The organism is Piscinibacter gummiphilus, assembly GCF_002116905.1.
Classification (GTDB): Bacteria; Pseudomonadota; Gammaproteobacteria; order Burkholderiales; family Burkholderiaceae_C; genus Rhizobacter; species Rhizobacter gummiphilus.
Window position 1 is genome coordinate 4,749,824 of record NZ_CP015118.1, and the last position, 25,861, is coordinate 4,775,684.

Annotated in this window: 45 protein-coding genes and 1 pseudogene; 2 read left to right on the forward strand and 44 right to left on the reverse strand. The window is 64.8% G+C overall.

Going from position 1 to position 25,861, the window contains the following annotated elements:
- Nucleotides 1-151: 151 nt before the first annotated feature.
- From A4W93_RS21590 to A4W93_RS21665, 16 genes are all read right to left on the reverse strand, one after another.
- Nucleotides 152-643 (reverse strand): GNAT family N-acetyltransferase, encoded by a 492-nt coding sequence (locus A4W93_RS21590; protein ID WP_218919158.1) that lies wholly within the window; start codon nt 641-643, stop codon nt 152-154.
- Nucleotides 628-1,059, reverse strand: coding sequence for a GNAT family N-acetyltransferase (locus A4W93_RS21595; protein ID WP_085752567.1), 432 nt, complete (start codon nt 1,057-1,059; stop codon nt 628-630). The genes A4W93_RS21590 and A4W93_RS21595 overlap by 16 nt, the downstream gene beginning before the upstream one ends.
- 19 nt (nt 1,060-1,078) lie before the next feature.
- The gene (locus tag A4W93_RS21600; protein WP_237357595.1) at nt 1,079-1,591 is read right to left on the reverse strand and encodes an ASCH domain-containing protein; all 513 of its coding nucleotides are present in this window, start codon (nt 1,589-1,591) and stop codon (nt 1,079-1,081) included.
- A 26-nt stretch (nt 1,592-1,617) separates the two neighbouring features.
- Nucleotides 1,618-1,905 carry a hypothetical protein gene (locus A4W93_RS21605; RefSeq protein ID WP_085752569.1) on the reverse strand — a complete coding sequence of 96 codons (288 nt, stop codon included), beginning with the start codon at nt 1,903-1,905 and terminating at the stop codon, nt 1,618-1,620.
- Between the two features lie 88 nt (nt 1,906-1,993).
- Nucleotides 1,994-2,836, reverse strand: coding sequence for a GNAT family N-acetyltransferase (locus A4W93_RS30240; RefSeq protein ID WP_237357596.1), 843 nt, complete (start codon nt 2,834-2,836; stop codon nt 1,994-1,996).
- Nucleotides 2,837-2,881: 45 nt separating this feature from the next.
- Nucleotides 2,882-3,265 carry a DUF6841 family protein gene (locus A4W93_RS21615; RefSeq protein ID WP_099959958.1) on the reverse strand — a complete coding sequence of 128 codons (384 nt, stop codon included), beginning with the start codon at nt 3,263-3,265 and terminating at the stop codon, nt 2,882-2,884.
- Nucleotides 3,266-3,346: 81 nt separating this feature from the next.
- Nucleotides 3,347-3,640 (reverse strand): hypothetical protein, encoded by a 294-nt coding sequence (locus A4W93_RS21620; RefSeq protein WP_085752572.1) that lies wholly within the window; start codon nt 3,638-3,640, stop codon nt 3,347-3,349.
- A 46-nt stretch (nt 3,641-3,686) separates the two neighbouring features.
- Complete coding sequence (locus A4W93_RS21625; protein ID WP_085752573.1) at nt 3,687-4,004, reverse strand: hypothetical protein; 318 nt, start codon at nt 4,002-4,004, stop codon at nt 3,687-3,689.
- A gap of 1 nt (nt 4,005) precedes the next feature.
- Nucleotides 4,006-4,335, reverse strand: a complete 330-nt coding sequence (locus A4W93_RS21630; RefSeq protein ID WP_085752574.1) for an antibiotic biosynthesis monooxygenase family protein — start codon at nt 4,333-4,335, stop codon at nt 4,006-4,008.
- Between the two features lie 62 nt (nt 4,336-4,397).
- Complete coding sequence (locus tag A4W93_RS21635; RefSeq protein ID WP_157782210.1) at nt 4,398-4,772, reverse strand: nuclear transport factor 2 family protein; 375 nt, start codon at nt 4,770-4,772, stop codon at nt 4,398-4,400.
- A 13-nt stretch (nt 4,773-4,785) separates the two neighbouring features.
- Entirely contained in the window at nt 4,786-5,229 is a 444-nt protein-coding gene (locus tag A4W93_RS21640) for a PaaI family thioesterase (protein WP_085752576.1), read from the reverse strand.
- Between the two features lie 40 nt (nt 5,230-5,269).
- On the reverse strand, nt 5,270-5,824 hold the full coding sequence (locus A4W93_RS21645; protein ID WP_085752577.1) for a dihydrofolate reductase family protein: 555 nt from the start codon (nt 5,822-5,824) through the stop codon (nt 5,270-5,272).
- Nucleotides 5,825-5,921: 97 nt separating this feature from the next.
- Nucleotides 5,922-6,230 carry a hypothetical protein gene (locus A4W93_RS21650; protein ID WP_085752578.1) on the reverse strand — a complete coding sequence of 103 codons (309 nt, stop codon included), beginning with the start codon at nt 6,228-6,230 and terminating at the stop codon, nt 5,922-5,924.
- A gap of 4 nt (nt 6,231-6,234) precedes the next feature.
- The gene (locus tag A4W93_RS21655; protein WP_237357597.1) at nt 6,235-6,741 is read right to left on the reverse strand and encodes a DUF3806 domain-containing protein; all 507 of its coding nucleotides are present in this window, start codon (nt 6,739-6,741) and stop codon (nt 6,235-6,237) included.
- Between the two features lie 33 nt (nt 6,742-6,774).
- Nucleotides 6,775-7,206 carry a nuclear transport factor 2 family protein gene (locus A4W93_RS30130; protein ID WP_157782211.1) on the reverse strand — a complete coding sequence of 144 codons (432 nt, stop codon included), beginning with the start codon at nt 7,204-7,206 and terminating at the stop codon, nt 6,775-6,777.
- A gap of 382 nt (nt 7,207-7,588) precedes the next feature.
- Entirely contained in the window at nt 7,589-8,041 is a 453-nt protein-coding gene (locus A4W93_RS21665; RefSeq protein ID WP_085752580.1) for a VOC family protein, read from the reverse strand.
- A 155-nt stretch (nt 8,042-8,196) separates the two neighbouring features.
- Between A4W93_RS21665 and A4W93_RS21670 the strand changes: the two genes are divergently transcribed.
- Nucleotides 8,197-8,529, forward strand: coding sequence for a YciI family protein (locus tag A4W93_RS21670; RefSeq protein ID WP_085752581.1), 333 nt, complete (start codon nt 8,197-8,199; stop codon nt 8,527-8,529).
- Nucleotides 8,530-8,590: 61 nt separating this feature from the next.
- Here the strand turns inward: A4W93_RS21670 and A4W93_RS21675 are convergent, their stop codons facing one another.
- The 26 genes and pseudogenes from A4W93_RS21675 to A4W93_RS30795 form a co-directional block, all read right to left on the reverse strand.
- Nucleotides 8,591-9,022, reverse strand: coding sequence for a cupin domain-containing protein (locus A4W93_RS21675; RefSeq protein ID WP_085752582.1), 432 nt, complete (start codon nt 9,020-9,022; stop codon nt 8,591-8,593).
- Nucleotides 9,023-9,127: 105 nt separating this feature from the next.
- A complete protein-coding gene (locus A4W93_RS21680; RefSeq protein ID WP_157131731.1) occupies nt 9,128-9,499 on the reverse strand; it encodes a hypothetical protein in 372 nt (123 codons plus the stop codon).
- A gap of 12 nt (nt 9,500-9,511) precedes the next feature.
- Nucleotides 9,512-9,952, reverse strand: coding sequence for a hypothetical protein (locus tag A4W93_RS21685; RefSeq protein WP_085752584.1), 441 nt, complete (start codon nt 9,950-9,952; stop codon nt 9,512-9,514).
- A gap of 65 nt (nt 9,953-10,017) precedes the next feature.
- A complete protein-coding gene (locus A4W93_RS21690) occupies nt 10,018-10,767 on the reverse strand; it encodes an AAA family ATPase (protein ID WP_085752585.1) in 750 nt (249 codons plus the stop codon).
- A 60-nt stretch (nt 10,768-10,827) separates the two neighbouring features.
- Nucleotides 10,828-11,724 (reverse strand): DUF4262 domain-containing protein, encoded by an 897-nt coding sequence (locus A4W93_RS21695; RefSeq protein ID WP_085752586.1) that lies wholly within the window; start codon nt 11,722-11,724, stop codon nt 10,828-10,830.
- Between the two features lie 102 nt (nt 11,725-11,826).
- Nucleotides 11,827-12,399, reverse strand: coding sequence for an RNA 2'-phosphotransferase (locus A4W93_RS21700; protein WP_085752587.1), 573 nt, complete (start codon nt 12,397-12,399; stop codon nt 11,827-11,829).
- 21 nt (nt 12,400-12,420) lie between these two features.
- On the reverse strand, nt 12,421-12,816 hold the full coding sequence (locus tag A4W93_RS21705) for a hypothetical protein (RefSeq protein ID WP_085752588.1): 396 nt from the start codon (nt 12,814-12,816) through the stop codon (nt 12,421-12,423).
- A 4-nt stretch (nt 12,817-12,820) separates the two neighbouring features.
- A complete protein-coding gene (locus A4W93_RS21710; protein ID WP_085752589.1) occupies nt 12,821-13,189 on the reverse strand; it encodes a hypothetical protein in 369 nt (122 codons plus the stop codon).
- Nucleotides 13,190-13,271: 82 nt separating this feature from the next.
- The gene (locus A4W93_RS21715; protein WP_157131732.1) at nt 13,272-13,679 is read right to left on the reverse strand and encodes a hypothetical protein; all 408 of its coding nucleotides are present in this window, start codon (nt 13,677-13,679) and stop codon (nt 13,272-13,274) included.
- A gap of 202 nt (nt 13,680-13,881) precedes the next feature.
- Nucleotides 13,882-14,445 (reverse strand): GNAT family N-acetyltransferase, encoded by a 564-nt coding sequence (locus A4W93_RS21720; RefSeq protein WP_085752591.1) that lies wholly within the window; start codon nt 14,443-14,445, stop codon nt 13,882-13,884.
- A gap of 82 nt (nt 14,446-14,527) precedes the next feature.
- Entirely contained in the window at nt 14,528-14,992 is a 465-nt protein-coding gene (locus A4W93_RS21725) for a GNAT family N-acetyltransferase (protein ID WP_085752592.1), read from the reverse strand.
- A 2-nt stretch (nt 14,993-14,994) separates the two neighbouring features.
- Nucleotides 14,995-15,417: a hypothetical protein gene (locus tag A4W93_RS21730; protein ID WP_085752593.1), complete on the reverse strand. Its 423-nt coding sequence runs from the start codon at nt 15,415-15,417 to the stop codon at nt 14,995-14,997.
- Nucleotides 15,418-15,423: 6 nt separating this feature from the next.
- Entirely contained in the window at nt 15,424-15,987 is a 564-nt protein-coding gene (locus A4W93_RS29825) for an SEL1-like repeat protein (RefSeq protein WP_157131733.1), read from the reverse strand.
- A 37-nt stretch (nt 15,988-16,024) separates the two neighbouring features.
- Nucleotides 16,025-16,567, reverse strand: coding sequence for a hypothetical protein (locus A4W93_RS21735; protein ID WP_157131734.1), 543 nt, complete (start codon nt 16,565-16,567; stop codon nt 16,025-16,027).
- A gap of 90 nt (nt 16,568-16,657) precedes the next feature.
- Entirely contained in the window at nt 16,658-17,107 is a 450-nt protein-coding gene (locus tag A4W93_RS21740; RefSeq protein ID WP_085752595.1) for a hypothetical protein, read from the reverse strand.
- A 42-nt stretch (nt 17,108-17,149) separates the two neighbouring features.
- Nucleotides 17,150-17,743, reverse strand: a complete 594-nt coding sequence (locus A4W93_RS21745) for a 3'-5' exoribonuclease domain-containing protein (RefSeq protein ID WP_085752596.1) — start codon at nt 17,741-17,743, stop codon at nt 17,150-17,152.
- Between the two features lie 40 nt (nt 17,744-17,783).
- Complete coding sequence (locus A4W93_RS21750) at nt 17,784-18,305, reverse strand: SEL1-like repeat protein (RefSeq protein ID WP_085752597.1); 522 nt, start codon at nt 18,303-18,305, stop codon at nt 17,784-17,786.
- Between the two features lie 75 nt (nt 18,306-18,380).
- Complete coding sequence (locus tag A4W93_RS21755; protein ID WP_157131735.1) at nt 18,381-18,569, reverse strand: hypothetical protein; 189 nt, start codon at nt 18,567-18,569, stop codon at nt 18,381-18,383.
- A 418-nt stretch (nt 18,570-18,987) separates the two neighbouring features.
- Complete coding sequence (locus A4W93_RS21760; protein WP_218919159.1) at nt 18,988-19,395, reverse strand: ankyrin repeat domain-containing protein; 408 nt, start codon at nt 19,393-19,395, stop codon at nt 18,988-18,990.
- Nucleotides 19,396-19,410: 15 nt separating this feature from the next.
- Nucleotides 19,411-19,818 (reverse strand): DUF2251 domain-containing protein, encoded by a 408-nt coding sequence (locus A4W93_RS21765; RefSeq protein WP_085754279.1) that lies wholly within the window; start codon nt 19,816-19,818, stop codon nt 19,411-19,413.
- A 198-nt stretch (nt 19,819-20,016) separates the two neighbouring features.
- Nucleotides 20,017-20,616, reverse strand: a complete 600-nt coding sequence (locus A4W93_RS21770) for a hypothetical protein (protein ID WP_218919160.1) — start codon at nt 20,614-20,616, stop codon at nt 20,017-20,019.
- Nucleotides 20,592-21,053 (reverse strand): SseB family protein, encoded by a 462-nt coding sequence (locus A4W93_RS21775; protein ID WP_085752599.1) that lies wholly within the window; start codon nt 21,051-21,053, stop codon nt 20,592-20,594. Before A4W93_RS21775 ends, A4W93_RS21770 begins: the two co-directional genes overlap by 25 nt.
- A gap of 177 nt (nt 21,054-21,230) precedes the next feature.
- Nucleotides 21,231-21,569 (reverse strand): aminoacyl-tRNA hydrolase, encoded by a 339-nt coding sequence (locus A4W93_RS21780; RefSeq protein ID WP_085752600.1) that lies wholly within the window; start codon nt 21,567-21,569, stop codon nt 21,231-21,233.
- 161 nt (nt 21,570-21,730) lie between these two features.
- Nucleotides 21,731-22,234 carry a hypothetical protein gene (locus A4W93_RS21785; RefSeq protein WP_157131736.1) on the reverse strand — a complete coding sequence of 168 codons (504 nt, stop codon included), beginning with the start codon at nt 22,232-22,234 and terminating at the stop codon, nt 21,731-21,733.
- Between the two features lie 97 nt (nt 22,235-22,331).
- Complete coding sequence (locus A4W93_RS21790) at nt 22,332-22,886, reverse strand: YdeI/OmpD-associated family protein (RefSeq protein ID WP_085752602.1); 555 nt, start codon at nt 22,884-22,886, stop codon at nt 22,332-22,334.
- A 60-nt stretch (nt 22,887-22,946) separates the two neighbouring features.
- Nucleotides 22,947-23,240, reverse strand: a pseudogene (locus A4W93_RS30795) (ankyrin repeat domain-containing protein); the annotation flags it as partial.
- Between the two features lie 702 nt (nt 23,241-23,942).
- Between A4W93_RS30795 and A4W93_RS29830 the strand changes: the two are divergent.
- Nucleotides 23,943-24,092: a hypothetical protein gene (locus A4W93_RS29830; RefSeq protein ID WP_157131737.1), complete on the forward strand. Its 150-nt coding sequence runs from the start codon at nt 23,943-23,945 to the stop codon at nt 24,090-24,092.
- A 54-nt stretch (nt 24,093-24,146) separates the two neighbouring features.
- On the opposite strand, the gene A4W93_RS29835 is transcribed toward A4W93_RS29830, so the two are convergent.
- Nucleotides 24,147-24,935, reverse strand: a complete 789-nt coding sequence (locus A4W93_RS29835; RefSeq protein ID WP_157131738.1) for a hypothetical protein — start codon at nt 24,933-24,935, stop codon at nt 24,147-24,149.
- A 180-nt stretch (nt 24,936-25,115) separates the two neighbouring features.
- Entirely contained in the window at nt 25,116-25,562 is a 447-nt protein-coding gene (locus A4W93_RS21805) for a hypothetical protein (protein WP_085752605.1), read from the reverse strand.
- Between the last annotated feature and the right edge of the window lie 299 nt (nt 25,563-25,861).

The following is a 25,861-nucleotide window of genomic DNA, read 5'->3' on the forward strand; positions in this document are numbered from 1 at the left end:
CCTTGACGGTCTCTCGATGTGCGCCGACTCTACGGGTTTGCGGGCAGCCGGGGCATCGGGATTGCCAGCAAGTGTCCGACCCGCCTCAGCCCCGGAGAACGTGATGGACATCAGAAGCACAGGCATGGTGGTGAATGGAACCTCGTCGGGCTCAACGAAACTCGAAGAGCACGTCCGGGCAGCGCTCCTCGTTCGCCTGACCATCGGTGAACGCGACGGCCCGGAACCCGTGCCGCTCGTAGAAGCGCCGCGCGCCGAGGTTGGCCTGGAAGCAATGGAGCCTCAAGGGCCGGCGACACGACACCATCGCATGGCCCAGCAGCGTCGCGCCGATGCCCCGGCCCGTGAATCCGGGTGCCACGTACAACTGGTCGACCCAAGCGCTACCGTCCGACTCCGACGTCGCCAGCACCCCGGCCACGGCCTCCGCCACGCAGGCGACCGTGACACCGCCGGAGGGAACGAGGACTTCTCGCACCCACCGGCGCACGTCCGCTGGGTCGTGGGCCATCGGCGCGTACGGCATGAAGGCGCGTCGCGTGGCGATGAGCACGTCGGCGACCGCCGGTGCGTCGGCATCGGTCGCGGGACGCAGCACGGCCGCGTCCCGCGCTTCGAGCGCCCCGATCACGGCAGCTGCCACTCCCAGACCGTGCCGTCCTCGGGGTGCATGGTGGCGCCGGCCCACCGGAAACCGAGCTTCTCGAGGATGCGCGTGGAGGCGTTCGGCTCGGGCAGGGTCTGCGCACGGATCTGCGCCGCACCGTGCTCGCGGGCCAGGGCCACGAGCTCCCGCGCCATGCGTGCCGCGTGGCCGCGTCCCTCGTGCCCTGGGAACGTGAAGTACGCGATCTCGACGGCGCCGTCCACCGGCGGCGACTTGAACGCGCAGCTGCCGACCCACTCGCCGTCGACCTCCGCGAGGTAGCCGATCCAGGGCATCACGGGACCGCCCGGCGGATAGATCGCCATGGTGGACGAGCACACGCCGGTCACGAACTCGGACCCGGCCACGCGCGCCGTGGCCACCAGGTCGGGCAGGATGGGGATGAGCTTCATGCGATGGGTCGGGCCTTGGTCAGGCACCGAGCGTAGCTGAAGCCGGGGCGCGGTAGACGACCTCGAACCGTTCGCACAGCACGGGCATGTCCTCGCTGAACGTGCGTCCCCCTCGCTCGCACTCGCGCGTGAAGTACCGCCGATGTCCCTCCCGCCACGATGCCAGCGAACCGTCGCCCTCCGCTTCCGCCGCGGCGAAGTCGGCCGGGACCTCGTCGAACGGACGCACCACCGCCTCGATCGTCTCGATCACGCAGAGCGGTTCGCCCGACCACGTGGTGACGATGCTCAGGTCCCCGGGCGCGGGCAGGCGCAGGCCGCGGCGCTCGAACGACCACACCGATCCGGCGGTAGCTCGCTTGGCGCCGTGCAGCACGAGGGCGGCCAGTTCCCGCGCCAGAGGTTCGCTGTCGCCGAAGGCGAAAGCTTCGTGGAAACGCGTCGGATCGACGCCACCGCGGCTCGCGGCGAAGCGCTGCCAGAAGGCTTCGAGGTGGGATGGGACGGGGTGATGCTGCTGCATGGAATCCATGGCCGAGGAACCTCGGGTGTGCCCGATCAGCGGGAGATCTTGCGCTCGATGTTGGAGACCACTCCCGCATGGAAGGTGATGATCGTGAGCGTCTGCGGATCCCTCGGGTCGGGCAGGTACGACCACGTCTTCTCTTCCTCCTGGCCCCGTGCGCTCCGGATGACGGCTTCGTGGTCGGGTTTGCCGATGCGGTTCAGCACCTCCGCCTCGTGCATGCCCTTGCTGATGAAGCTGCGTTCGCGCGCATCGGCTGCGGCCGCCAGGGCGCAACTCACGGAAAGCAGGGAAAAGACGAACGTCTTGAAGAAGACCACGGGGTGCTCCTGGAACTCGAAACGGAATGATAGGCAGCCGGTGGGGACGTGTCGATGGGAACGGCCGGCGTCATGCGCAGGGGCGGCCTCATCGGGCGCCGCCCACGAACCGCAACGCCTCCCGGGCCAGCGCGAGCCGGTCCTGCGAAGACCCTGGATCGAGCGCCAGCCATTCCTTCATGAGGCGGCCGTGCCCCGGATCGAAACGTCGGCCCTGCCCCGCCGCCTCGAGTTCGTCGACACGCCCTTTCGGCAGCTTGACCACGAAGGCCCCGTCGGACGACACCATGGCGAAGATCTTGCCGCCCACCTTGAGTGCGGACGCGCCGAACCCCTTCTTCCCGTCGGCCCCGATCGAGACGCCAGGGTCCTCGGCTGCCAGCGTGCGGGCGATGACCATGAACTGCGCCGGCAAGGTCGTTCGAGCTTCGGTCATGGAGTCTCCAAGGCATGAATCGCTCACGCGGCCCGGGGGGGGCGGCCGATCCGGTTCGCCCGAGTTCCTCAACGCATAGTCATAGCGGATGAATCCAGCATGCCTGGCGACTTGGTCGTACAGGCGCCGCGCCTCGGCATTGTCCTCGTGCGTCGACCAGTAGCAGCGGGTCGCTCCGGCCGCTTTCGCCGCACCACCCACCGCGTGGATCAGTTCGCGAGCCGCCCCCTTTCCGCGGGCAGGCGGCGAAACGAACAGGTCTTCCAGGTAGCACACCCGGACCGCCCACGGGCTCGTGTGGAACAGGTAGTGCGCGATGCCCACCAACCTGCCCTCGAACTCCGCGCCGAGGCCGTGCACCCCGTCACCGGCCAGGAGGCGGGACCAGGCCACGTCGTATTTCCCGGCGGGCAGCGGCGTGTTGTAGAACGCCTTGTAGCCCTCGGCAAGGGACAGCCACTCGGCCTTGTCGGCTTCGCGCAGGGGACGAATCAAGCAAACCATCGAACGCATCTCCTCGAGCAGGGGGCCGCGCGGCGATCACTCGGCATGGTCGGTCGACGCGAACACGCGCAAGCCACCGTCCACGAGGCACAGGTTGTAGGACTCCCGCCAGACGCTGATCACCGACCGGTCTTGCGCGAGCAGTTCCCACGTCACCGTGGCCAGCACGCAGTCCCGGCCGAGCGGCACCACCGCCAGGTCCTCGTAGCGGCAGGACCGGCAGCCCCGCCCGTGGTAGTCGGTGACGATGCGCTGGAAGTACGCGGCGATGTCGGCGCCGGTGGCGAACACCTGGACCGAACCGGGCGCGTGGAAGGCCAGGTATGGCGGCAGGTAGCGCGACGCGATGACCCCGCCGTCGAAGGTCCGGAACGCCTCGACGAACGCGTCGAAGAACTCGCGGACGCGATCGTGGGACACAGGGGCCGGCCGGCTCAACGCGAGCCTCCGTCGAAGCGATGGGTCATGTAAATCCTCTCGACGAAGGGCGTGGGTCCGAGATCACGACGACGTCGATCCTGCGAACCACAGGATCCCGCACGGCCGGCAATGGTGAAGGATGGGCTCGCCCTCCTCGATGCTGTTTTCCAGGGCCGGGGGCAACGGGCAGCGGCACTCGGGGCACACCTTCGTGTCGCGCTCACGCGGCCCGGCGCGCCACAGCACGATGCCGAAAGGCAGGAGCGCGAGAGACGAGACGCCCACGGCGACAAGGCGGTCGCCGAGGAGCGCGAACGCCGCCACGGACACGATGCCGCCGGCGAGTGCACAGGCGAACGCGGGGACGTCCAGCATGGAACGGTGTCTCGGCAGGGTTCGAACGCGAAGCATCGTGCCCTCCTCAGACCGCGGACAGCCACCGGAGCAACGCCGGCAGCAGCACGGACTTGCTCAGCGCGGCATAGGCCACGAACAGCGCCACCCCCACCAGGCCGAGCCGGGAGGACGACGCAACGGCCGGGCGGGACGCCTGCGTCGACAGCAGCCCGACGCACATCGGCGGGAGCACCAGGATGCAGGTCGCGAGGAAGGCCACGCCGAGAGGCGCATCGATCCACCACGCGCCCAGGGCCACCAGCCCACACGCGGCCACGAGGACGACCCCGAGCCGGTCCTTGCGATGCAGCGGAATGCCGAGGCTGCGAGGTTCGAGTTCCACCTCAGCCCCCCCCCGCGAGCGGCAAACGCGAGTCGAACGCGAGCGCCAGGATGCGTGGCGTGCCCACCGTGACGGCCCCGAGCGCCGCGGCCTCGTCGCGGGCCTCGCGGGCCGTGTCACCACTGGCGTCCAGGGCCTCGCGGCTCGCCCAGAACGACAGGCCCACATAGCAGCCGCTGTCGCGGTCCGTGAAGGCCTCGTAGCCCAGGAACCCGTCGTGCCGCGAGAACGCGGGCACGACCCGGTCGCGGAAGAGCGCGACGACCTCGTCGAGGGCCGCCGGCGGCACCTCGAACGTGCCCATGCGGGCGTGAGAACGACCTTCGACCATGCGACCTCCCCAGGTGCTGTTTGGGTTCTTGTTCAGGCCGCTACTTTACGGCATGGGTCCGCTCACGGCTCATACGGCGTCCCCTGGTGAAATCGCATGACCCACGCGCCTTCCGTCCACGTCCACAGCGAACTCCGTCGGGCATGCTCCACGACCCCCTCGTACTCGACGTGGCTGTTGTAGGTCACCTGGATGGTGTGCGTGTCCAGCCGACGGAACGCCAGCGCATCCAGCGGCAGGCGGGCGCGGATGACCTCCCTCGCGCTTTCGGGAAGGATTGCTTGCGCTCGGGCGTAGGTCCGACCCGAGCGGCCGAACTCGAAGAAGTCGTCGGCGAAACGCCGTTCCTGGAAGGCCGCGTCGTACCGGCTCGCTTCCGACCACATGGCCTCTTCGAGCCGGGTCAGTTCGTCGATCTCCAGGGGACTCAGGGACATGGCGGGTATCACGTCACGGTGCCGCGGCACCGGCTTCGGAGATCGCATAGACGGCACGCGCCTTGGCGATGAGCTTGCCGTCGTGGCGCCGGACCGTGGCCTCGATGTGGTACATGCGCCGGCTCTGGTTGACCACCTCCGCCTCGAGGGTCACGGCCCCGTCCTCCGGGAAGCAGGGCCGGAAGTAGCTCACCGACAGCTCCGCGGTCGAGCAGACCTTGTCGTCCGGCAGCAGGGTCATCGCCGCATGGGCGGTGACGTCGTCGAGCAAGGCGGACAGGTAGCCTCCGAACACGGCCCCGCTCGAGTTGGCGAAGCGGCCCTCGATGACGTGGGAACACCGCACATGGCCTGCACGGTACGCGTTCACCAGCGGGAGGTTCATGGACTCTCCGCAGCGGGACCGTTCGTGGGTCCCGGCGATCATGCGGTCGAGCTTGTCGGTCCCTCGGGTCATGAACACTCCTGGTCGTCGGACATGGGTGGGTGCGTGGATGTCACTGGGGTTCGTACCGCAACGACACCGCCCCCGAGCCGAACTCCTTGCGACCCACGAGCTTCAGGTCCAGGTACTTCGACAAGCCGGCGAACGGCGTCGGCCCGTGGCCGGCCAGCCGGGGGGTCACCACGAACTCGTATTCGTCGATCAGGCCCAGTTCGGCCAGCGCCAGCGGAAGTGTCACGCCGCCGACGAACAGCCCCTTGCCCGGCTGCTGCTTGAGGGCCCGGACCGCGGTCCCCAGGTCGCCGCGCACCAGCTCCGAGTTCCAGTCGACCCGCTCCAGGGTGCTCGACACGACGTACTTCTTCGCCGCGTCGATCGTCTCGGCGAAGGGCTTCATCCAGTCGCTCATCCAGTCGGGCCACGCACCCGACGCCGGCCGCCGCCACGCCGACTCCATCATTCCGTAGGTGACGCGGCCGAACAGCAGCGCGTCGGCCTGCGCGAGGCGGTCGGCGAAGTGGCGGTGCCGCTCCTCGTCCGCGGTGCCCGCGAGGTGGTCGCAGCATCCGTCCAGCGTGACGTTGATGGAAAACCGAAGAGGTCGCATGGCGTGCTCCTGGGGTGGTCCGGTGGCCGGAAGCTTAGCGGCATTCGGGCACCGGCCCTTCCTGCCCCTGGGGCACGCACCCGCGCCCGCGGCCTCGTCAATCGCTGCGGCACCGGATGTCCTGACCCGTGCGATGCGCCGCGCCGAAGAATGCCGCGAGCCGCAGCACCACGGTGGCCAATGGCTTGTTGCCCGCGCCACCGTTCGAGACAAGCAGCTCGATCAGCTCATGCACGAGGCGGTTCGCCCGGGCCGCGGAGATCCGAGGGTCGTCGTGGAACTCGCGCGCGAGTGCCACCAGCTCGGGATACCGCGCCTCGTCGCCCTGGGCCAGGGGAAAGATGAACTCCTCGTGGTGGCCGATGCCGTCGCGCCCACCCTCGCCCAGGAACATGTCGAAGGCCATCGGATCACGCGTCCGCGTCGATCTCTCGCCGGATCGACTCGAGCTGGCTCTGCATCACGTCATAGAGCGACTCGACATCGACGCTCTCGCCCGCCTCCACCCGCTTGGAGATCATCGTTTTCGGGAACACGCGGATGGAGGTCTCCTTGTAGCGGATCGCGGCGACTCGCCCGTACTCGTCGTCCACCATGCACCAGTCGTAGCCCGCGTTGTTCCGGACGAAGACCCGGCCGAAGGCGACCCCGAGCGACTGAAGCGAGTAGGTCGCCTCCGGCTCGACCTGCCTCGAATCCAGGACCTTCTGGATCGACCGCAGGTCGTGCAGCTCGCCGGCCAGCTTGCCGACCCCGCCAGCGGCGCGGGAGAGCTCCTCCGCATGCATCACCTGCAGGGCGAGTTCGCGGAGATCGTCCCTCTTCGGCGCCTCGATGAGGACCGGTCTCTTCGGCGTCGGCCGTGCCTTCTCGGCGGGGGCTTTCGAGCCAAAGACGGAAGCGAGCAGCTTTTTCATGTGATGCGTGGAGGTGAGGAGCGCGTTGGCCGTTCAGCCCGCCTTCGGCATCGACTTCGCCGCGATGCGATCGGGCAGCACGCGCTCGATCAGCGCCGTGTCGCAGTACTCCTCGTACCGGACGATCTTCCCGTCCTGGAAGTGGATCACGAAGACATAGTCGTTGTCGTAGCGCTGGCCGTCGCGCGTGAGGTTCCGGCCCCGGGCCTGGACGACGACGATGTCGCCACCATCGATCACGCGGGTGGGCACGGTGGCACGTTCGACGAGGGCGCGGTTCAGCGGGCGGAACACCTCGTCGATCACGGTCTGCTTGCCGGCGAACTCGCCGCTCCAGGACCCGGTCCCGATGGTGCGCCACACCAGGTCGTCGTGGCACGACTCCCAGAAGGGAACGCCGTTGCCCTTGGCGATTTCATCGAAGATGGCGGTGACGAGCCGGGCATTGGGTGAAAGGATGCTCATGGGAGAGAACCTCGTGATACGGCTTCCGCCTTGCGATCCGCATCCGCCTTCCAGCAGGGATCGCAGAGAACCCGTCGTTGATGAATGGACCGTTTCCGGACCTCGCAGGCATCGCGCTGCTGCTCCGCCGTGAACACCGCGGGCGCCGCACACCGCCGGCACCAGTAGTACTCGTTGGTGTAGCTCTGGCCCGGCTCGCCGCTGAAGCTCCGCGAGCGTTTGCTCGACTCGGACCATGCCTCCGGGTTCACCGGGACCTTCGGCTCCGAGGTGCGGTGCCGCCACCGAAGCGCGCACAGCAGGCATCGGCCGCGACTGAAGGCTGAGAACCCGCGGAACGTCGGATCGCCACAGTTCCTGCACCCCGTGCGGAAGAACAACGTCATGGGGCGGCACGCTCCGGGAGTTCCTGGGCCAGCCCGATCAGGATTCCTTCCGGCCCGCGGATGTAGCAGAGGCGATACGTGTCTTCGTACTGGACCACGTCGCCGACCAGGGTGGCGCCGTGCTGCCGGAGCCGGGCCAGCGTCTCGTCGATGTCCTGCACGGTGAACATGACACGCAGGTAGCCGAGTGCGTTCACCGGCGCCACGCGGTGGTCGGCCACCACAGGGGGTGCGAGGAAACGCGAGAGTTCGAGGCGTCCGTGGCCATCCGGCGTGCGCATCATCGCGATCTCCACACGCATGTCCTTCAGGCCCGTGACCCCATCCGCCCAGTCCCCTTCGATCGGGGCACGCCCCTCGAGCTCGAGGCCCAGCTCGATGAAGAAGCCGATGGCCGCCTCGAGGTCGGCCACCACGATGCCGATGTTGTCCATACGCTTGACCGTCACGATCGCTCCCTGGGGTCCACGTGCCTGTGTTGGTTCCCGCGCCTCGACGGCCCGGGGACGTGCCATGGGGTCATCTTAGTGGGCGTCCGGGATCGCCGGCACGGGAGCGCCGATTGCCTCCACGCACGGCGTGTTCCTCGAACAGGAGAGCCGACATGGCGAAGTTCATCACGATCGGATATGGCGATGAGGCCGGCTACCAGCGCACGGCCGAGCCCGTGCGCGCGGCAGCCCACGCCCAGGACGCCCGGCTGCGCGACAGCGGCGCGTTGATCGGCATCGCCGGCCCCCCGGTGCAGGTCAGAAACCACGACGATGCCGGGGTCCAGGTGACCCAGGGTGCCTTCCTGCGCAGCGACCTGCCGATCGCGGGGTTCGCCGTGATCGACGCCAAGGACCTGCAGGAAGCCATCGCCCAGGTGTCGAAGTCGCCCTGCGCGGTTGCGCAGGGGGTCGTCGACGTCTGGCCGCTGCAGGAGATGCCCTGACCCGACCCCCCTCCCGCAGTCATGGCGCAACGCCGATCCGGGCGTTTCGAGAGGATGCCGATCAGGCATCGGTGGCATGCCATGCACCCGCCGGCCCGGCTGGCCGGAGGAAGGGCTCGACCAGGTCCTGCTCCGCGGGATGGTTCCTCGCCACCACGGCCCGTGCCGGTGCCGTGGCACTGAGGTTGATGGCTTCGTGCGGCACACCGGGCGGCACGAAGAGGAAGTCACCCGCCTCGCTGACGACCTCGTTCTCCAGCGCCGGCCCCCAGCGCGTGAGCACCTTGCCTTCCAGCACGTAGATGCCCGTCTCGTACCCGACGTGGAGGTGCGGGTCGGCCCGCGCGCCCGGCGAAATCACGACGAGGTGCATCGACAGGCCGGTGGCACCCACCGTGTCGCCCGAGATGCCCACGAAGTACGGCAGGCGCTGCCGGGTCAGGACTTCGCGGTCGGGCCTCAGGCCTCGTACTTCGCGTGTGGCGTCGTTCATGGCACCTCCCCGGAGAGGGAATCACCCCGAAATCGGCAACGGCTGCCGATGGGCCACTACTCTACGCCATCGACAGGGAACTCCCGCTCATGACGATCGCGACGCTCACCTGGACAGGAGGCCGACGAAGAGTGCCAGCAACGAGGCCGACCAGGACAGCTTCAGGGCCGAGTCCCTCTGGCCTGCGGAGATCCTGGTCAGCGGGGCCGAGTGCCAGCGCCACACGTAGAACCCCAGGACCGCCACCGTAAACAGCCAGAAGCACACCGACGACTTGAGGGCCACCGCAAGAAAGCCGCCCGCAGTGAGCATCAGCGCGCTCGCAGCCAGGATGCCGCTCGCGTTGACGACCGGTACGGCAACGAGGCCGCCGCACCTCCTGCATTCGGCGGGCGTCCGGATGCTCGATGCCCACTTGTGCAGCCCATGGATACCGGGTTCGTTGCAGTAGGGGCATGGGTACATGGTCGTCGTCACCTGGGTGTGGGTTCAGATGTTGCCGAGAAACGCCTCGGCATCGCCGGCTTCGCATTTCCAGTCCGCGAAGACCCCCGTGAGCTGGCATCGCGAGCAGTGGCAACCGATGTAGTACCAGCGCACATCGTTGCTGCCGTCGTACAGGGCGACGCCCGACAGCAACTCGAACGCCTCGCCCCCGCACACGCATTCATGGGCCTCCAGATTCGCCCCATCGGCGTACTGCTCGCCATCGCCCATGAGGTGAAGACTCCCGCAGGCCGTGCAGGTTCGCCGGGCCACACCTTCGTCCTCATCCGTCTCGAGCTTGAACGTCCTGTTGTTGCAGGCACAAGCGGATGCCGCGAACTTCACCGCCTCGTGCGCATTGAGCTTGCTGTATCGGCCGACCTCGGTCCGCGTGTCCTCCGGGGTGGTCCCGTACCAGTACTTGCCCTTCTTCTTCAGTGTCATCAGTCCTCCTTCACCACAGGGTCAACTCCCCAAGTTCACTCGCCCGCGACCGGGCGCGACGGGGCTCAGATGTCGGGCTCATCCTGCAGCAGCTGCTCGAGGCGCCGAGGGTAGTGATTGAGAAAGTCCCGCGTGACGGCGTAGTGCTCGGTGTCCTCGTATGCGACTTCGGTCACCCCCGTCTTGTCCAGCAGGAAGATCTTCGCGTGGGGATACGACAGCAGGATCGGCGAATGCGTCGCGATGATGAACTGGGAATGGTCCTCGACCAGCTGGTGGATCGCACTGAGTGCGGCCAACTGGCGATTGGGTGACAGTGCCGCCTCCGGTTCGTCCAGCAGGTAGATGCCGTTGCCGCGCAGCTTGTTCAGCAGCACGGCCGTGAAGGACTCCCCGTGGGACTGCGAGTGCAACGACTTTCCGCCGTAGCTGTCGAGGTATCCCGTCCCGTCCATGTAGCTCGCCACGTTGAAGAAGCTCTCGGCGCGGAGAAAGTATTCGTCGCGTGGTTTGGGAATGCCCCGGATCAGCCGCAGGTGGTCGTGCAGGGCGGAGATGGCGCCCGCCGACTGGAACTGCACGTTCCTCGTTCCGCCCTCCGGTCCGAAGCCGAGGGCCACGGCGATGCCTTCCATGACCGTCGACTTGCCGGCGCCGTTCTCACCCACCAGGAAGGTGACGTTCGGATGGAAGTCGATGCTCTCGATCTCCCGCACGGCGGGGATGCTGAACGGCCAGGTGTCGTAGTCCACGTCGGTGTCGTCGTCGGGACGAATCGACGCCCGGATCAGATACGGCTTGGTTCGTCTGGTCATCTGAAGTGCTCCGAACACCTGGCGTTCGACATGGGCGGCCTGCCCGATGGGTGGAAGGGGTCAGGTTGCCGCGGCGACCTGGAACGTGCCCATCGCCGGCTGCCCCGTTGCACGAAGCGGCGCCCGGGTGCTGTATGCCATGGGGAACACGGCAGCATGCGGCAAACCGAGCTGCTTCAGCGTGGCCTTCACTGCCGCCTTCGAATCCGCCACGGTGAACAGGACTCGCCCTTCGAGCGTCAGCAGGGCGACCCCATTGAAATCGCCCACCTCACCAAAGAGAACCGCCGGATAGACGAGGCCATTGGCCAGGCGGACGGCGGCCCCGGCACAGAGGGAAAAACGCTCGTGGATCACGGCCTCGTCGATCGGACGAACCCAGGTCTCGTCCTGCTCGTCGCTGCCCTCTTCATCCCATGCGAACTCCCAGACGGGATAGGTCTCCAGGTCCTCGACCGACATGTCTTCGACGGGCTTGCGTGTGGCCAGTGTGGGCTTCATGGAAAAGGCGGGGTTGGACGTGAGGATGGGTTGCCATGACTTGAACCAGGCGCTCGCTTCCGGCTGCCAGGGCCAGACACCCGACGTGTTGGGGTAGACGAGCTGCACGACCTCGAAGGACGGCCCCTCGTTGAACCAGAGGTTGTAGCCGAAGTACTCTTCGTAGAACGATGGATCCACCTTCTCGGCCGCGAGGTCGAACCCCTGGACGAAGCCCGAATGCATCCTGCCGGGCAAGACGGGCTCACCGGCTCGGACCCTCCGGTTGTATTCGTTCACGACGAAGTGGGCCATCGGTTGCTTGAGTCCGATGACCACCACTTCGGGAGCCGAAGCACTCTTCGTGATGCCGACGGAGTAGGCGAACGGCGGAAGATCACCTTCCGCGGCGATGTGCAGCACCGAGCAACCGTAGGTCTCGATGTCCTGGCGAACCTTGCGATCGAATTCTTCCACTGCGAGCCCTGATGTTCAAGGTAGGGTACTGCCTTCGGTCCTGCTCAGGCATCGACTCTACGACATGGTCACGGGGGACCGATCCGGCGGGCAACGAAGGGGTCAGGCCGCATGCCCGCCCTCGCCCAGCGTCCGCATGTACCGAGGCGGCACGGCCGAGGTCAGCCACACGCCGTTCTCCGAAAGGTGGAAGCGATGCCCGTCGCGCTGCATGCCCTTGGCATCCACCACGAGGATGACCGGCCGGCCATGGCGCGCGCCTACCGAGCGCGCCACCTCGACGCTGGAAGACAGATGCACGTGCTGCCGCGACTGCGAGTTGACGCCGGTCGACAGGATCGATGCGAGGAACCGGTCTGCCGTGCCATGGAACAGGATGTCGGGTGGCTCCTTCGCCTCCAGCCCGAGGTCGACCTCGACGGAGTGGCCCTGGTTGGCTCGAATGCGCGAGCGATCGGCGCTCAAGGCGAAGCGCTTCTTGTCGCTGGTCTCCACGATCTCCTCGACGAGAGCCCGGCTCAGCGCCTGTCCGTGAGCGTTCGCCAGCGAAATCAGTTCATCGACGTTCGCCCACCCCGAGCCGTCGAGGGTGAGCCCGATGGTCTCCGGCGCATGCCGCAGCACGAGGCTGAGGAACTTGCTGAACTTCTCGATCTGCTTGCCTTGGGTTGTCATGGGTTCATTCCCTGCATGGGGTCATTCGTTGGCAGACACGCTTCTGCGGCGGCGCGCGGTCGATCCGGCGGCGCCCCTCCGGACATGGAGCCAGGCGAGGCCGAGAAGACCGGTGATTGAAACGCCCAGGAGCAGACAGCCCCAAAGGCGCGTTGTTCTTGCCGCCTGTTCGCTCTGCTGCAGCGACCCGGGCACTTCCCGTTCGGTTGCGACCAGCGCCAGGACGGCGAGGGCCTCTGCGAACGATGGGTCCGTTTCCGCGGTGCGACCCGTCTGCAGATGCCGTTTCGCCAACACGGTGGCCTGCAGCGAGAAGTTCGCTTCCGCCACCGTCTTCGCTCCCAGGAGCGCGCCGAACACGGCGGCCACGGCCAGAACCTTGATCACGGTGAGCCCGGAGCCCGATGCAGCGCCCATGGTGTCAGCCCAGCACGAGCTTCGAGGCGACGAACAGACCCGCCACGAGAATGCCCGGGATCAGCAAGGCACCGATCGCGGTGATGAAGACACCCCGAACAAACGTCGTTCCCAACACGAAGCGATTCGTGAGGCCGGACACCAGGGCGACGATCGCCAGCGACAGCAGGCCTTGTGTTTTTCCGAAGAACGCCATCGTCAGGCCGCCCCCGAACACACCCGAGACGCCACCGCCCAGGACACCCGCGATGAGCACGGCGAAGAAACATGACACCCAATCGTTGCGATCGGCATCCAGCCAGCCCGCCGCCAGCTTGAACGGAAAGACGACGAACACGGTGTAGATGACCACCGCGATGACGATCGATTCCATGAGCTCCCCCTTCTGTTCTTGATGTGATGACTCGCTGATCCTGCCGGTTGCCGATGAGTGCCCGGGAGCACTTTCCGCACGGCTACTTTCGCACGCGTGCAAGGAAGCCCTTGCCGAGAATGAGCGGCGAATCGCCCATGGGCGCCCCTGCCCGGACTTCTTCGGAAGTCTCCCAGTCAAGCCCACCGCCCTTCAGCGTCGCACGACCTTTGACCACGGTCCCGGTCCGGCCGCTCGTGACGAACAGCAGCGCGTGGTCTCCGTCCACTTCCCCGTGGACCGAGCCTTCGCCGCCTTCGTTGATCCGACCGCAACCGGCGGTCGCCATGGTGTGAGCGCCGGTGATCCGGCGGCCCGTCTGCTCGAGGACGAACGAGGCTTCTCCACACCCGGCACGCTGCGCGCGTTGCGCGGGCGTGCGCAGGTCGATCGACCATGCGCCGGAGAACCCCTCGTCCGCGGCGTGCGCGCTGTGCATGGCCAACGCCATGAGCGACACGAGAAGGCGTGCCCGGGGACGCGCCATGGACCGGTGGTCGCCCCCCCGGCGTCCCACGCGAACCGCTTCGGACCACCCGGCTCTGTGCCGATGCGAACTGCCTTCGACCATGCGACCTCCCCAGGTGCTGCGTTCGTTCTTGTTCGGGCTCTACTCTAAGGCACAACGCGTCCGATCGACGAAAGGGTGCGTGTCACGATGCCAAGGCAATCCGAAAGCGCAGGCAGGGCTTGCCGCCGAACTGCGGCGGCTTGTCGAACCGCTCATGAAGGGCTCCACCTGCGGCCAGGATGACTTTCTGCGAAGGCAGGTTGTCCACGTCCGCCGTGATCTCCACGTAGGGAAGTCCCAGTCTGCGAGCTTCGTCCAACATGCTCAGGAGCGCCGACGTGGCATGGCCCCGCCGCCGCATCCATGGGGCAACGGAGTACCCGATGTGGCCCAGGCAATAGGGCGGAAGCTCGACCGTCCCGCGCTTCCATCGGAAGCCGATGCTTCCGACGACCTCCCCGTCCCACATCCAGCGCCTGAAACCCGGCAGGCGGGGCACCATCGATCCATCGGGCATCTTGACGGGAGCGCCGCGCCCGTCCATGTCATCGAGGGACGCGACAAAGGCGGCAGGATCGGTTTCGATCTGGGCGAGCTCTTCGAGCGCCGCGGCCGCACCGCGCTCGTTGTTCGGCGACCAGCCGCGGCGGAGTGCCGCTGCATAGCTGGGCAGATACTGCTCGGAGGGAACGACGAGTTGGAGCATTGAATGGACACCCGACATCTTGAAATGAGCGACGGAATCGCAGTGGCAGCGGCTGATCGGTCGCGTGCGTTCCACGTGCAGGTCAGACACCTGCGGCAGAGAGCAACTTGGCAAAGCAAGCAGCTTCGATGTTGCCCACATACTTTCCGAAGTTTGAAATACGAGCGTAGCCGTTCCTCTCATAGAACGCGACTGCGCGCACGTTCACGAGACGCGTTTCCAACCACAGCTCGGAATAGCCCAGCGCCTGCGCCTCGGCCTCCAAGTGGGCCAGTACGGCACTCCCCGCACCCGACATGCCCGGCACCGCGTACATGCGCTTGACCTCCGCAACGGACGCCTCGAGCGGGCGGAACGCACCACAGCCCGCGGGTACCCCTGCAGTCGTGCGTGCGACAACAAAGCGTGCCCTCTCCCCCCGAACGTCACCTGGATCGAAGGATGACTTTCCGCTGTCACCGGTGATTCTGGCGAGTGTCTCCGAGAGCGCGTCCATCAGGCTCGCAGCCACCGGCGATTCAGGATCCTCTCGATTCACGGTATACATGGTCAATGCGCTTCAGGCACCCGCGTTCCATTCGACAGTACACACCAACCTCCATCGTGGTTGATCGCAAGCCCGAGGCGCCCCGGCACAACGGAAACGAAGCCCTCGAACACAGCCAATTCCCCGAGCAGTGCGTCTTGAAGCCTCTGCCGCGAAAGACCTGGCCGTTCATGACCGCAGCGCAGAACGGTCACCTCGGACTCAGCGTGAGCGGCGAACTTCACCGCCGCCAGCAGTTCCTGCGCACTCCCATTCCACTCGGACACCGTGGGGTGGTCCAGGTAATGCCACACCCGCCACGGGTCGAGCTTGCTCCACCGACTCGGCTTGAAGCCGAGCAGTTCCGAGAACCGACCGGCCAGGTCCGCTGGCAGCGTCGCAGTGAACAAGGCACACAACTCGGCTTTCATCGAATCGACGGGCATGGAGTCTCACGTACGGCGTGAACGGCGGAGTGCGCCGGGATGGTTCCGCTCGATCGAAGCGCCGGGAGCCACATGCCACGAGACCATTTCTTGAGCACGCTCGTGGCCCAGCGCGGCCGCGCAGTAGAGCCAGTCGAGTGCGACCGCATGGTCACCAGGAACACCGATTCGCCCCGCCAAGTAGTTCATTGCGACAGCGAAGACAGCCTGCACGTCTTCAGACAGGACGGCATACGCCTCCAAGTGCCGAAGAACCCGCCGAGACTTCTCCTCGTAGTCACATTCCCCAAGAAGAAGTTCATGCGCGCCTCGCAATGCCCAATGCAACGTGACGTCATCACCTGCGATTCGCTCCGCGGCCTCCACGATCCGCCCAGCCTCCCCATCAGAAACTCCAGCCTCTTCGCCGAACATCGCGAGCCGAACCCGTGCGGCGACACTCCCGGCTTCCGCTGCGCGCTGCGTCACAAGAATGGCTTCACCGTGCTTCCCGGAAGCCATCAGGTGAACCACCAGCCCCCACCATGCTTCCATGTTGAACGCCCGATGTTCGAGATGAGATGTGGACATGAGCCGAAGGCCATGGTGCCCCGGTTCGGCGGAAGCGTCATGAATCGCGGCACTCGACGCCTCTGAGGCCCAGCATCTTGCAGATGGCATCCAGCCGGAACTCCGTATCGTCTTCGGTCACGAAGTATTGCCCCGCGTTCAACGCGCTCAGCGCGGATTCGAACGCGAAAACTTCCGGATCGTGGTTCTGGACAGAGCCCTCGAGGTAGTACGAGAACGGGTTGATCTTGCGCTTGTTGCTGTAGACGCACTCCTGCGTGGAAAGCCACTTCGAGAATGCGGTACTGATCTTGTGAACCGCCGGGAATCGCTCCCGCAACGGCGTGGCGAGGAAATGCACCTCGCCGACGGTCCACAGCGCTCCGCGTCGAATGCGCGGAAGAAAGATGCTGGCAACTGGAGACGCCTTCGCGTCGACTCGACCGTCTGCGTTGAAGTTCACGGGACCAGCTTCCTGGAAATGCAGCGTGAGTCCCCTCTCCGATTTCACCTCTCTGGGCGGAGCCTCGAGGTTTCGAAACCAGCCGAGCACGCTGGATGAAGCGGCTGGATCTTCCATGAAGCGAAATGTCGTGCCCATTGCGATGCCTGTCGTTTCACATGAACGAGACCCCGAAGCCCAAGGCTTCTGGGCGACCGATCGATGGATGGGCCGGATCTCCCGCGCCCATCAGGTGTCGTACTCGCCGCTGTCCCAAGGCTCGAAGAATGCCATGTAGTTTCCCGGCTGAGCCTCCACCGCCCAGTCATCGTCTTCGTCCTCGGGTGTCCGGAGGACCAGGCCGAAGACGGTGCCGAATTTCTCGACCGAGAACGGCGCGATCTTGATCCGCTGAGACTTCACCGGCTCGATCTCGGACAGGCGTCGCTCGTGGAGTTGCTGTCGCGCGGCTTCATCCATCGAGTCCCGAGGCCCGAGGCTGTCGATCCGTGCTTCCAAGAGCGCGCCCTTCTTGTCAAACAGATACAGCGCGACGAACTCCTCTCCGGCCTTATCTCCGATGGCGGGCTCGAATGGGGTCGTCAAGAAAAACTGGCGACCGTCGACGGTCTTTCCGACGAACTCCGCGTGGTAGTCGTCGTGATCGATGGCGATGAGCTTGGGGGGCTTGTTTGGCATGTTCTGTCGAGGTCTGACGTTCGGGATGAGCGGCGCCGCAGGTCATCGGCTCGAATGCGGCGGAGTTTCGGACCAGGCACCGCTCTTCGACTGATTCGCCTTGAGCATGTTGCAGAACAGCGCCCCCTGTTCGATCGCATCATCGAGTGCGACGTGCGTGTGGGGAAACTTGTCGAACCATTGCTTCGGCATGTTGCGCTTGGTGCTCTCGCGATACTCGGTCTTCATGACCGCCATCGCATACGACTTCATGTCCAGTGCCGAATGGCTGAAGGGGCTCTCGCCCACGAAGCGCATGAGATACCAGTAGACGAAGAGGAAGTCGAAGCCTGCGGGATAGGCGACGAACACGGGCTTCCCTTTGAGCGACTTGATCCAGTCGACATAGGCCCGCATGGCGCTTTCGGGGTTCTGCAGGTCTTTCCTGCATGCAGCCCATGCCGCGGGCTGTGTCGCCCACCACTCGGCCGTCTTGGGATGAGGGGCGGCCCCCTCCAGCGTTTCCAGGTTGGCGGAGAAAGTCGAGACGAGCTGCTTGTCCGAGGTGTAGGCGGCGGAACCGAAGCTCAACATGGAGTGAGGGCCGGGGATCGGGCCATCGGTCTCGACATCGGTGCTGAGGTAGATCTCGCTCATGGGGATGTCCGTGTGGGCATGTCGATGGACGGGGCAGGCATCACCTCCCCTCCAGGTGCGAAATGTAGCGGCGCAACTGGGCGACCACTGCGGCATCGCCCTCGTCGGTCTCGCCGAGCCTGCCATAGCGGCGAAGTGCCTCCCGGCAATAGCCCAGCGCGACGTTCCGATTCTCTTCGGCATACGCGTGGCACAGGTGATAGGCCGCCTCTTCGTGGCCGGCCTTCTCAGCCGGCAGCCAGTACTGCTGGATCGCGAGCTCCGTGTTCTTCCGGACACCCAGCCCCATGTAGTAGAGGTAGCCCAGGTTGTTCTGGGCGTTGAGTCGCAGGTACTCGAGCTCCTTCGGCAGTTCCTTGGCCTCCATGACGGCGAGCCATTCCTGCAAGGCTGCCTGATAGTCCTTCTCCCGGAAATGCCTGGTTCCCTTGTAGAAGTGGCACTCCGGGTCGTCGCTGGCCACCGACTCCAGTTCGGGCTCCTGGCACGGCGCGGCGGCCGCGGCGGTTGCCGACGAAGCGACGGCCAGTGCAGCGAGCGGGACAGCGATGGAGAAACGCATGGGATACCTCACGATGACAGGAGCGGAGGAGTGAAGCGGGCGGGGTCCACTGGCCCCGTCCGCTCGACCGACGGGTCACGCGGTGGCATGGAGCGGCCCCAGTTCCACCCCTTTGAGCGCGGCCGATTCAAGCGCTGCGCCGGTGCTTTCACCCACGACAACGCCGAACGATTTCAGGGGCACCGAGCCGAACTCCATGCTGGAGCGGTACACCCCGGGTGACAGCGGCTGGGCCAGCTGCGCCAGGAACAGCGGCACCGGCACCACGGCATCCGCGAACTGCCCACATGAATCGCAGCGCCGCAGGCACTCCTCACCGAGTAGCTCAGCACGGCCGTCGGACGGAGCCAGAAGTACCCCGGGTCAGCCGGCAGCGCCACGAAATCGGCGGCGTCGGCACCGCTCTCTTTCAGGACCTCGCACAGGCGCACCGAAGCCAGGAGGTACCCGTCGTACGTCGCCGTGAGATCCCTTCGCCGCTTCTTCACCCGGTAGTGCGGATTCACGTAGCCGGCATCGATCTTCCCGCCACACGCGGTGCAGGTGGCCGGATGCGGAAGCCCTTCACGTCCGAAGCGCCAATCCCCTGGGGCCGATGCCGGCTCGAAGGTCTCTTCGCCCAGCATGTACGAGTCATCGTCCTGGCCGGTCAGCTCGTACGCGAGGATGGTTCGTGCTTTGCTCATCTTCTGTTCTGGCGCTCTCCACGGCGAACGGGAACGAGCTTGGCGAAGATCCCGCCGACTCGCTGTGCAATGTCTTGAGCCGTCTCGCCGAATCCGGAGCGGATCGTCGTGCGCGCCCCCGCCTCCACGAACAGGCGGACCAGCGCTTCGTTCTGCTGATTCAGCGCGACATGCAGCGGTGTTTCACCCATGTCGCCCGCGGCATTCACGTCGGCCGCAGCTTCGACAAGCACCCTCGCCGACGCCACGTCACCTCGCCAGACGAACACGTGCAGCGGTGTGTCGCCGTCAAGGCTTCTGGAATTCACATCGATCGAACCGTCATCGTCTTCGGCCGGGAACATGCTTTGCGCCGCAGAACGGAGCACCTCCTGCAGCTTCTCCGGTTGATCGCTCGTGGACATGATCGAACGGCCCCGTCACACGAACAGCTGCAGCGCCGCGTCGTCCCACCGATGGCCCCCCACGGACCAGGGTCCCTCCCCGGACGGTGGCGGGAATCCCGTCCTGCAAAAGCCCCGCTTCGACTCGAAGTCGAAGACGGCGTGCGGGTGGCCGTTGATGAGCAGAACGACTTTCCTCGAATCGGCGGACCAGCCGATCTGGACGACCGAAGGTGCGTCCCGATCCGCCACGTTCGCCACGTTGTAGATGTGGACGGCATCCTGGATCGGGTTGCCTCCGGCGGACGGGTCGACCGCATAGAAATAGCCCGTGTCGCCGTCGTCTTCAAAGACGGCAACGCAACGTCCCTCGGGCGCGGGCCCCTCGACAACGGCGGACGCTCCGATGGAGATCGTCTCTTCGGCGGTGACCTGGATCGGCATGGATGCGATGCACTCCGACTGAAATGGGGTTGCCTGCTGCTCGCCGGAAGCTCTCGACATCCGAGCCTCCTCGCCGTGCATCCTACTGTGAACGCAGCGTCGCGGGCGCTGGTGCCATCCGGCGGTGCGGCGGCCTTCCGCCTTCGTCGGGTTCAGCCACGAGATCGATCCTTCCTGGCGGCGGGTCGGACCGCCGGGTCATTGTTCATCTCCGTCCCGCAATGGCGTGTGACGCCACGCGAACGCCTGGAGGACCCGGGACGCCTCTTCATCGAACTCCGCGCGGTAGTGATGCTGGTGCGGAGAAGGCACCTGCACACGTCCCCGCTCGAAACCAAGACGCTGAAGGACGAACTCGAAACGCGTGAGCGGGCCATACGCGAAGACCTGGTTGTGGCGATCCCAAACCACCGTGGCGCCGTCATCCGGTGAGTGGGCCCAGATATCGAAGCGGGCATCCGCAGAAAGGAACTCCGAGAACCTCGTCAGAAACGCCTGGACATCTTCCGAACTGATCGCCGGACTTTGGTAACGACCCGCCTCCCCTTCGCCTCTCGGGGTGTGAAGCACATACAGCAGATGGAACGGAGGTGTCAGCGAAGCGACCAGACTGCCGAAAACCTCCGGGTTTCCGCGCGGAACTCCGGCAACGATGCGCTGATTCGAGCCCCCAGGCGGGGAAACTTCATACACGGCCGGATGCACGTGTTCAACCCACTCGTCACTTTCAAAATGTCCCAGCTTGTGCATGTTCTCGGGGAATGGGCCCGGCTTCATCTCTTCCAAGGCTTCCACCATGGACGTTTCGCAGGACCATCCTGGCCTGGCGGGGCGGACTGCAGAAACCGTTGAATGTCGACTCGTTCCATCGGAAGGCTGATGGGCGCTTCGGCACTGTTCAGCAGGATGCCGTCACAAGTCTGGTTGTGAAGCGCGACCTTGAAGACATCTTCACCCAGCATCTCGCCGTTGAACCGCGGGCCGAAGTTGGCAATGAACTCCTTGGGGTCGGCGAAGGCCAGGACGCGGGACTTGCCGTCACCGTGTCGGGACGACCCCAGTGAAATTCGCTCGCCATCCGCCTTCAACGTTCCGCCCGGGTTCCCCTCAGGCGCACCGATGACCACCACTCCCACCGAGGACTGGCTGAAGATGGAGAGAAAGTGTTCGTACTTCTCCCCGCCTGGCTGCGCTTGCAGGGCCTCGATGAGCATCGAAAGAGAGGGCTGGCTCATGGACGTCCCGGCTGCGATGCTTGATGTTCGACATGAGAGACCTGGCCTGGCATCCCAGGGCGGATCCTCTCGATGAAAAGGTCCGTGCGCATTCTCGCCGCCAGCAACGAACCACCGAACGGCCACCATGGCGCCGCCCAGGGCGCCAAGGACACGGCGGGCCAGATGCAGAGTGTGTCAGGCATCCCCGGTGCCTGGCGCGGCCGAAGGCGCATCGCGGTAGAGCCTCAGGAATCTGAACATCTTGGGCCATTCCGCTCGTGGCTTGAAAACGATCGCGACTTCCTGGTTGCCAAGTGCCGACTCCGTGAGGACGACATGGTCCGGCACGCGCTTGGCGTTGTCGAACTCCTTCGGGTTGGCTTTGCAGATCGCCTTGAAGAACGGACCGGCGAGCCACTCTTTCGTTTCCGGCGCATCCTGGAACTTCAGGTACCCAGCGAGGGATGCGTGTGCGACCGCGACCATGGCGAAGCCGAGCGGGATGTCGTCTCGGACCAGGATGTACATCTTCATGCCGATTCGCCTACGAGTTGGACGCGCCTGAACGTCAGCGGTCCAGCAGGAATGCGGATGAGCCGATTCAGTGACATCGTGTCCAGACTGTGCGTGATGACTGACGTTTGACAGGAGAGGCGGCGGCCGGATTGCCGGCCGACGCCCTTTCGATGGGAGGGTCAGGCTTCTCGATGGGAGCGCGCACCGGAGAGCCAAAGGGGCTTGATCTTGTGCAACTTCACCAGATACGGAACCTGAAGCAGCAACTCCAGGCGGATGGTGAGGGTGCCTTGCGAGGCAACTGAGTGGACCATCGAGCCAAGGCAGATGGCAACACCACCATACCCGGTGACCAGGCACGCAGCGAGCCCCCACGACTTCCCGAAGAGCAAGCCATACGCTGATGCTGCCAACGACAGAATGATCGCAGAGATGGCGAGCGCCATGGGGTCGAACGGAGCGCCTTGATGGTGAAGGCCGAAGATCTCGTAAGTCGCAGGCTTGCCAAGAACGGGCGCCGCCATCGGCAGAACGAAGCTCGCGATCCCCAGGGCCATGAAAATCCACCCAAAAATCTTGATCCAGAGCGGAACGAGCTTCTTGCGCTCGGTTGCCGCGTCAGAGGTCGCCGCCGAATCTGCGACTTCGGCCCATGGTGGGTTGCGAGGTTTCGAATTGCTCATGCTGGATGGTGCCGAGGTTGGGTCTGGGAGATCTGACGTTTGACACGACCGGCGGGCGAAGGGCGCAGCCCCCTGGGACGTCAGCTCGATGGATGCGTCAGTCGCGCCTGGAGTCCACCGGGTCGTGGGGTGGACTTGTGCCGCCTCCAACGTTCCCTTTGTCTGCGAGCTCCTCCCTCCGCTGGTATGCAGCCATCACGACATCCGTGATTCGCTTCTCGCGCGTCTTGGGGCCGACCGCCTCGTCGATTCGCCGGATCATGAAATTCTGCTTTCCGGGCGGCAGTGACTTGAATGCCTCCACCACATGTTCGGCTTGAAGCGCACGGAGCAGGTCGTCAGGAATCGTGACACTTGCCCGATCGAGGACCGTCATGCGCAACCGGATGAGATCACCGGTCTTGGTGTTCGTCTCCTGACGCACTTTCGCCTTGATGCGAATGTAGTGCTGGCCGCCGCCGACCGGAAAGAGGCTGACCTGGAAGGGCTCCGAGTCGTTCACGCGCGCGAGGACCAGCACCGGCCCCGTCGTCCCCAGAGCCTGGGTGATCTCGGCGGGAACCGGAACGGCGCAGTAGTCCATTCCTTCGGCCCAGTTCTCCAACTCGGCTTCGAACGAAAGTTTCCGTCCTGGGGTGGGTGTGTTCTTCATGCTCTGATACTTCGGTACCTGCAGATTGTGCGGGCTTCGCCTTTGACATGCATGGACGACCTAGGCATTGCCGAGGTACGAAGCAATCTCATGCTTGCCACGCTCCCTCGCGACCTGTTCAGGCGTTGAACCCGCCTCGTTCAAGGCCTGTGCGTCTGCCCCGGCCTGGACCAGCAACCTCACCGTTTCCAGGTTGCCCCAACCCGCCGCCCGGTGGAGGGGTGATGAGCGGTTCGGCATTGAAGCGCCGAGCTCCGCGCCTGCATCGATCAGGTATCGGACCATCTCGGCGTGCCCCCATTCAACGGCACGATAGATCGCGGTTTCTCCAATGGAGTCTCTTTCGTTGACCTTGGCCCCCCTCGAACGAGCGACCTCGCTCGTTCAACATCGCCACTCCACGCGGCCAGATGCAAGGGTGGATCGGCTGAGCCCTCCTTGACAGGTCGTCGACTCGACGGACGTTTCGCAGCGGAGGAACCTGACAACGCGGCCCCAACCACCACGACCACGAAGCGAATTGCCCACGAAGCGAAAAAAATGGCACCGACAGCGAGCAGATGGAAACCTATTCCAAAAGCTGCCGGGCCCTCCCCTCGTTTGGTATGGGCCAGGCTCACCACTACGCACACCAGGAAAACGAGCAACCCGACCACGAATCCGGCGAGGGACAGCGAGAACCCGCGCAACGACGTCGAACACGCTGGAAGCATGGCCAGCACAGGCAACGCGAAGAACAGAACCGCTGCCAACGTACCGAGCACCTGGACGTAGAAGAACTCCACGATGCCACCTAATCTTCGACATGAGCTGCGGCCCGCGGGCGTGGCCCGCTGGACATCGGCTCGACGGAAGCGTTGGAGCGCTGACTCGATGCACACGTCCAGGACGGCGGTGCCCCGACGGTATGGCGCGCGAGCCCTTGCGGACCGCCCTGCCCTTGCTCGCATGAATTGCCTTCGACCACGCGACCTCCCCAGGCCTTTGGTTCTTGATTGACCGCTACTCTACGCCATTGCCGGTAGCGGCTCCGCATGTGCCACCTCCGTTGCCATCATGCGGATCAACACCACCCACTTCGGTATCGATGACGTCGGCGCGGAACTCGGACTTCAGCATCTGCCCTTCGACGTGATGTGTGCCGCGACCAAGGTCTTGGAGAAACGCGACGGGGAGAGCGTCAGCGACACCCAACGTTCCATGTGACGGGTGTGACGCAGCGGGTGAAGCCTGCTGTGGTGCGTCCACTCGGTGGAAGGGTCAGGCCTCATCTGCCTCATGGGGATTGCGGATGACGGACGCCTTCCCCTGGAGAAGCGACTCGATCGAGACGACAAAGGAGGACACATTGTTCAGCTTTGCGTAATACCTCCCTTGGCTGGATGCCGCTGGCCTCGCGATGACATTTCCATCGATGATCTTGACTTTCCCTCCGACAAATCCGCATTCATCACTGAGCTTGCTTTCGAAGAGCACGCAAGTCCCATGAACAAGGCTGGAACGATCAGTCACGGTCAACAACAAGCGAGCCATACCGGGCCACGTCGGCATTGTGTAGGCGAGTTCGGCCAAGTGGGTCTTTGTCTTTGCCGACGCGAGCGGGAATCGAAGGTCTTCGCCGCCCGCTTCTACGAGGCTCGCCGCCTCGTCAACGGATTCGATTTGCTCTGAGGGGACGATCTCCCGCAAAGACTGGAGAGTGGCCATCCACACGCGCTCGACCCTGGACTCTTCGTCGCCCTGATTGAAGCTCAAAGGAAGGCCATACATCACATAGCGCTGCCATACTTCACGGCGAAAATCTGTCAGGCGGACAACGCCATCGGGAAGGGCGGGAGTGAAGCAAAGGTACAAACAGCTTTTCGTGATGCTCACTTTTCTCCGGTAGCAGAGCGTCGCAAGGCGATTCGCACGCGCCACGGCCAAACTCGGAACCTGAAACAGCCGGCCTGTGTAGTGATCGTATGAGCCGTCATCGACGACACCTTCGCACTCGAAGTAGCGAATGTCATCAAGCGGGATTGGCCGAGCGTGGGTGTTCCGGTTCATGCGAGCCTCACGTTTCAATGACCTGCATGACCCGGTTTGCCTGGGCATGTCAGCTCGATGGAAGGGCCAGGCACCCCGTTACCAAAGGACCTGGTCTGTTTGCTTTCAGTTGCCCGTGCCAGAACGAGTGACGCCATATGAAGCCCTCATGTTCTGATGGAAGGACGAGGCCTCTGCGAACTAGCCAAACCGAATGCTGATTCCGTTGTTGTCTCCATCGTCATCGCCTTTCAGCCAGCCGATCCCTACCGCGATGAGCATGGCTCCACCGAGAAGTGCGAACCACTTCCAGTGCTTGTAGTGGTCGATTTGTTCACCCTCTCGCATGATGCGAGTGCACATCTGGAAAATCTTTGTGGACTGCACCTCAATGGAGTCGCCGTCTCTCAGCATTGCGTACACGGAGTAGCCAACTGAGCAAGACGACAAAGTTCCGCCTATCAAGTGGATCTTGTAGCTTGTATCTGCCCACCTGCCATCACCACTGCGGGTTGATCGCTGGTCGGTCTGCGTTTGGCTTGTGTGTTGATCAACCCGCAACTGCTCGGTGCGAATGGGTAGCAAGACATCGAGGATGAGCGCCACCCCGGCAATGAAGAACACGCAGCGGATCAGGAATTTGAGCAAAGTGACTCCTCAGACGCCAGACGTTGGACATGAGAATGGTTAGACCGCATCGCCACAACGATGCTCGGAAAGTCCAGTTGGGCCTCCTCGCGGCGACTCGCCAGTGCGCCTTGACCGGGCAACCGCTTGACAGCCCTGAAAGCCAGAAATCCAGTGGCAAGAACTGCTGCAATGGAAGCGAATCTTGCCGCCATCACTGTGCGTTGGGAACCGAATCAGGCGCTCGGTCGATGCAGGCGCATTGAGTTTCTCTGCGTCTGGCAGCCTGGTTTGAGGTCGCGCGCTGACGTCAAACAACG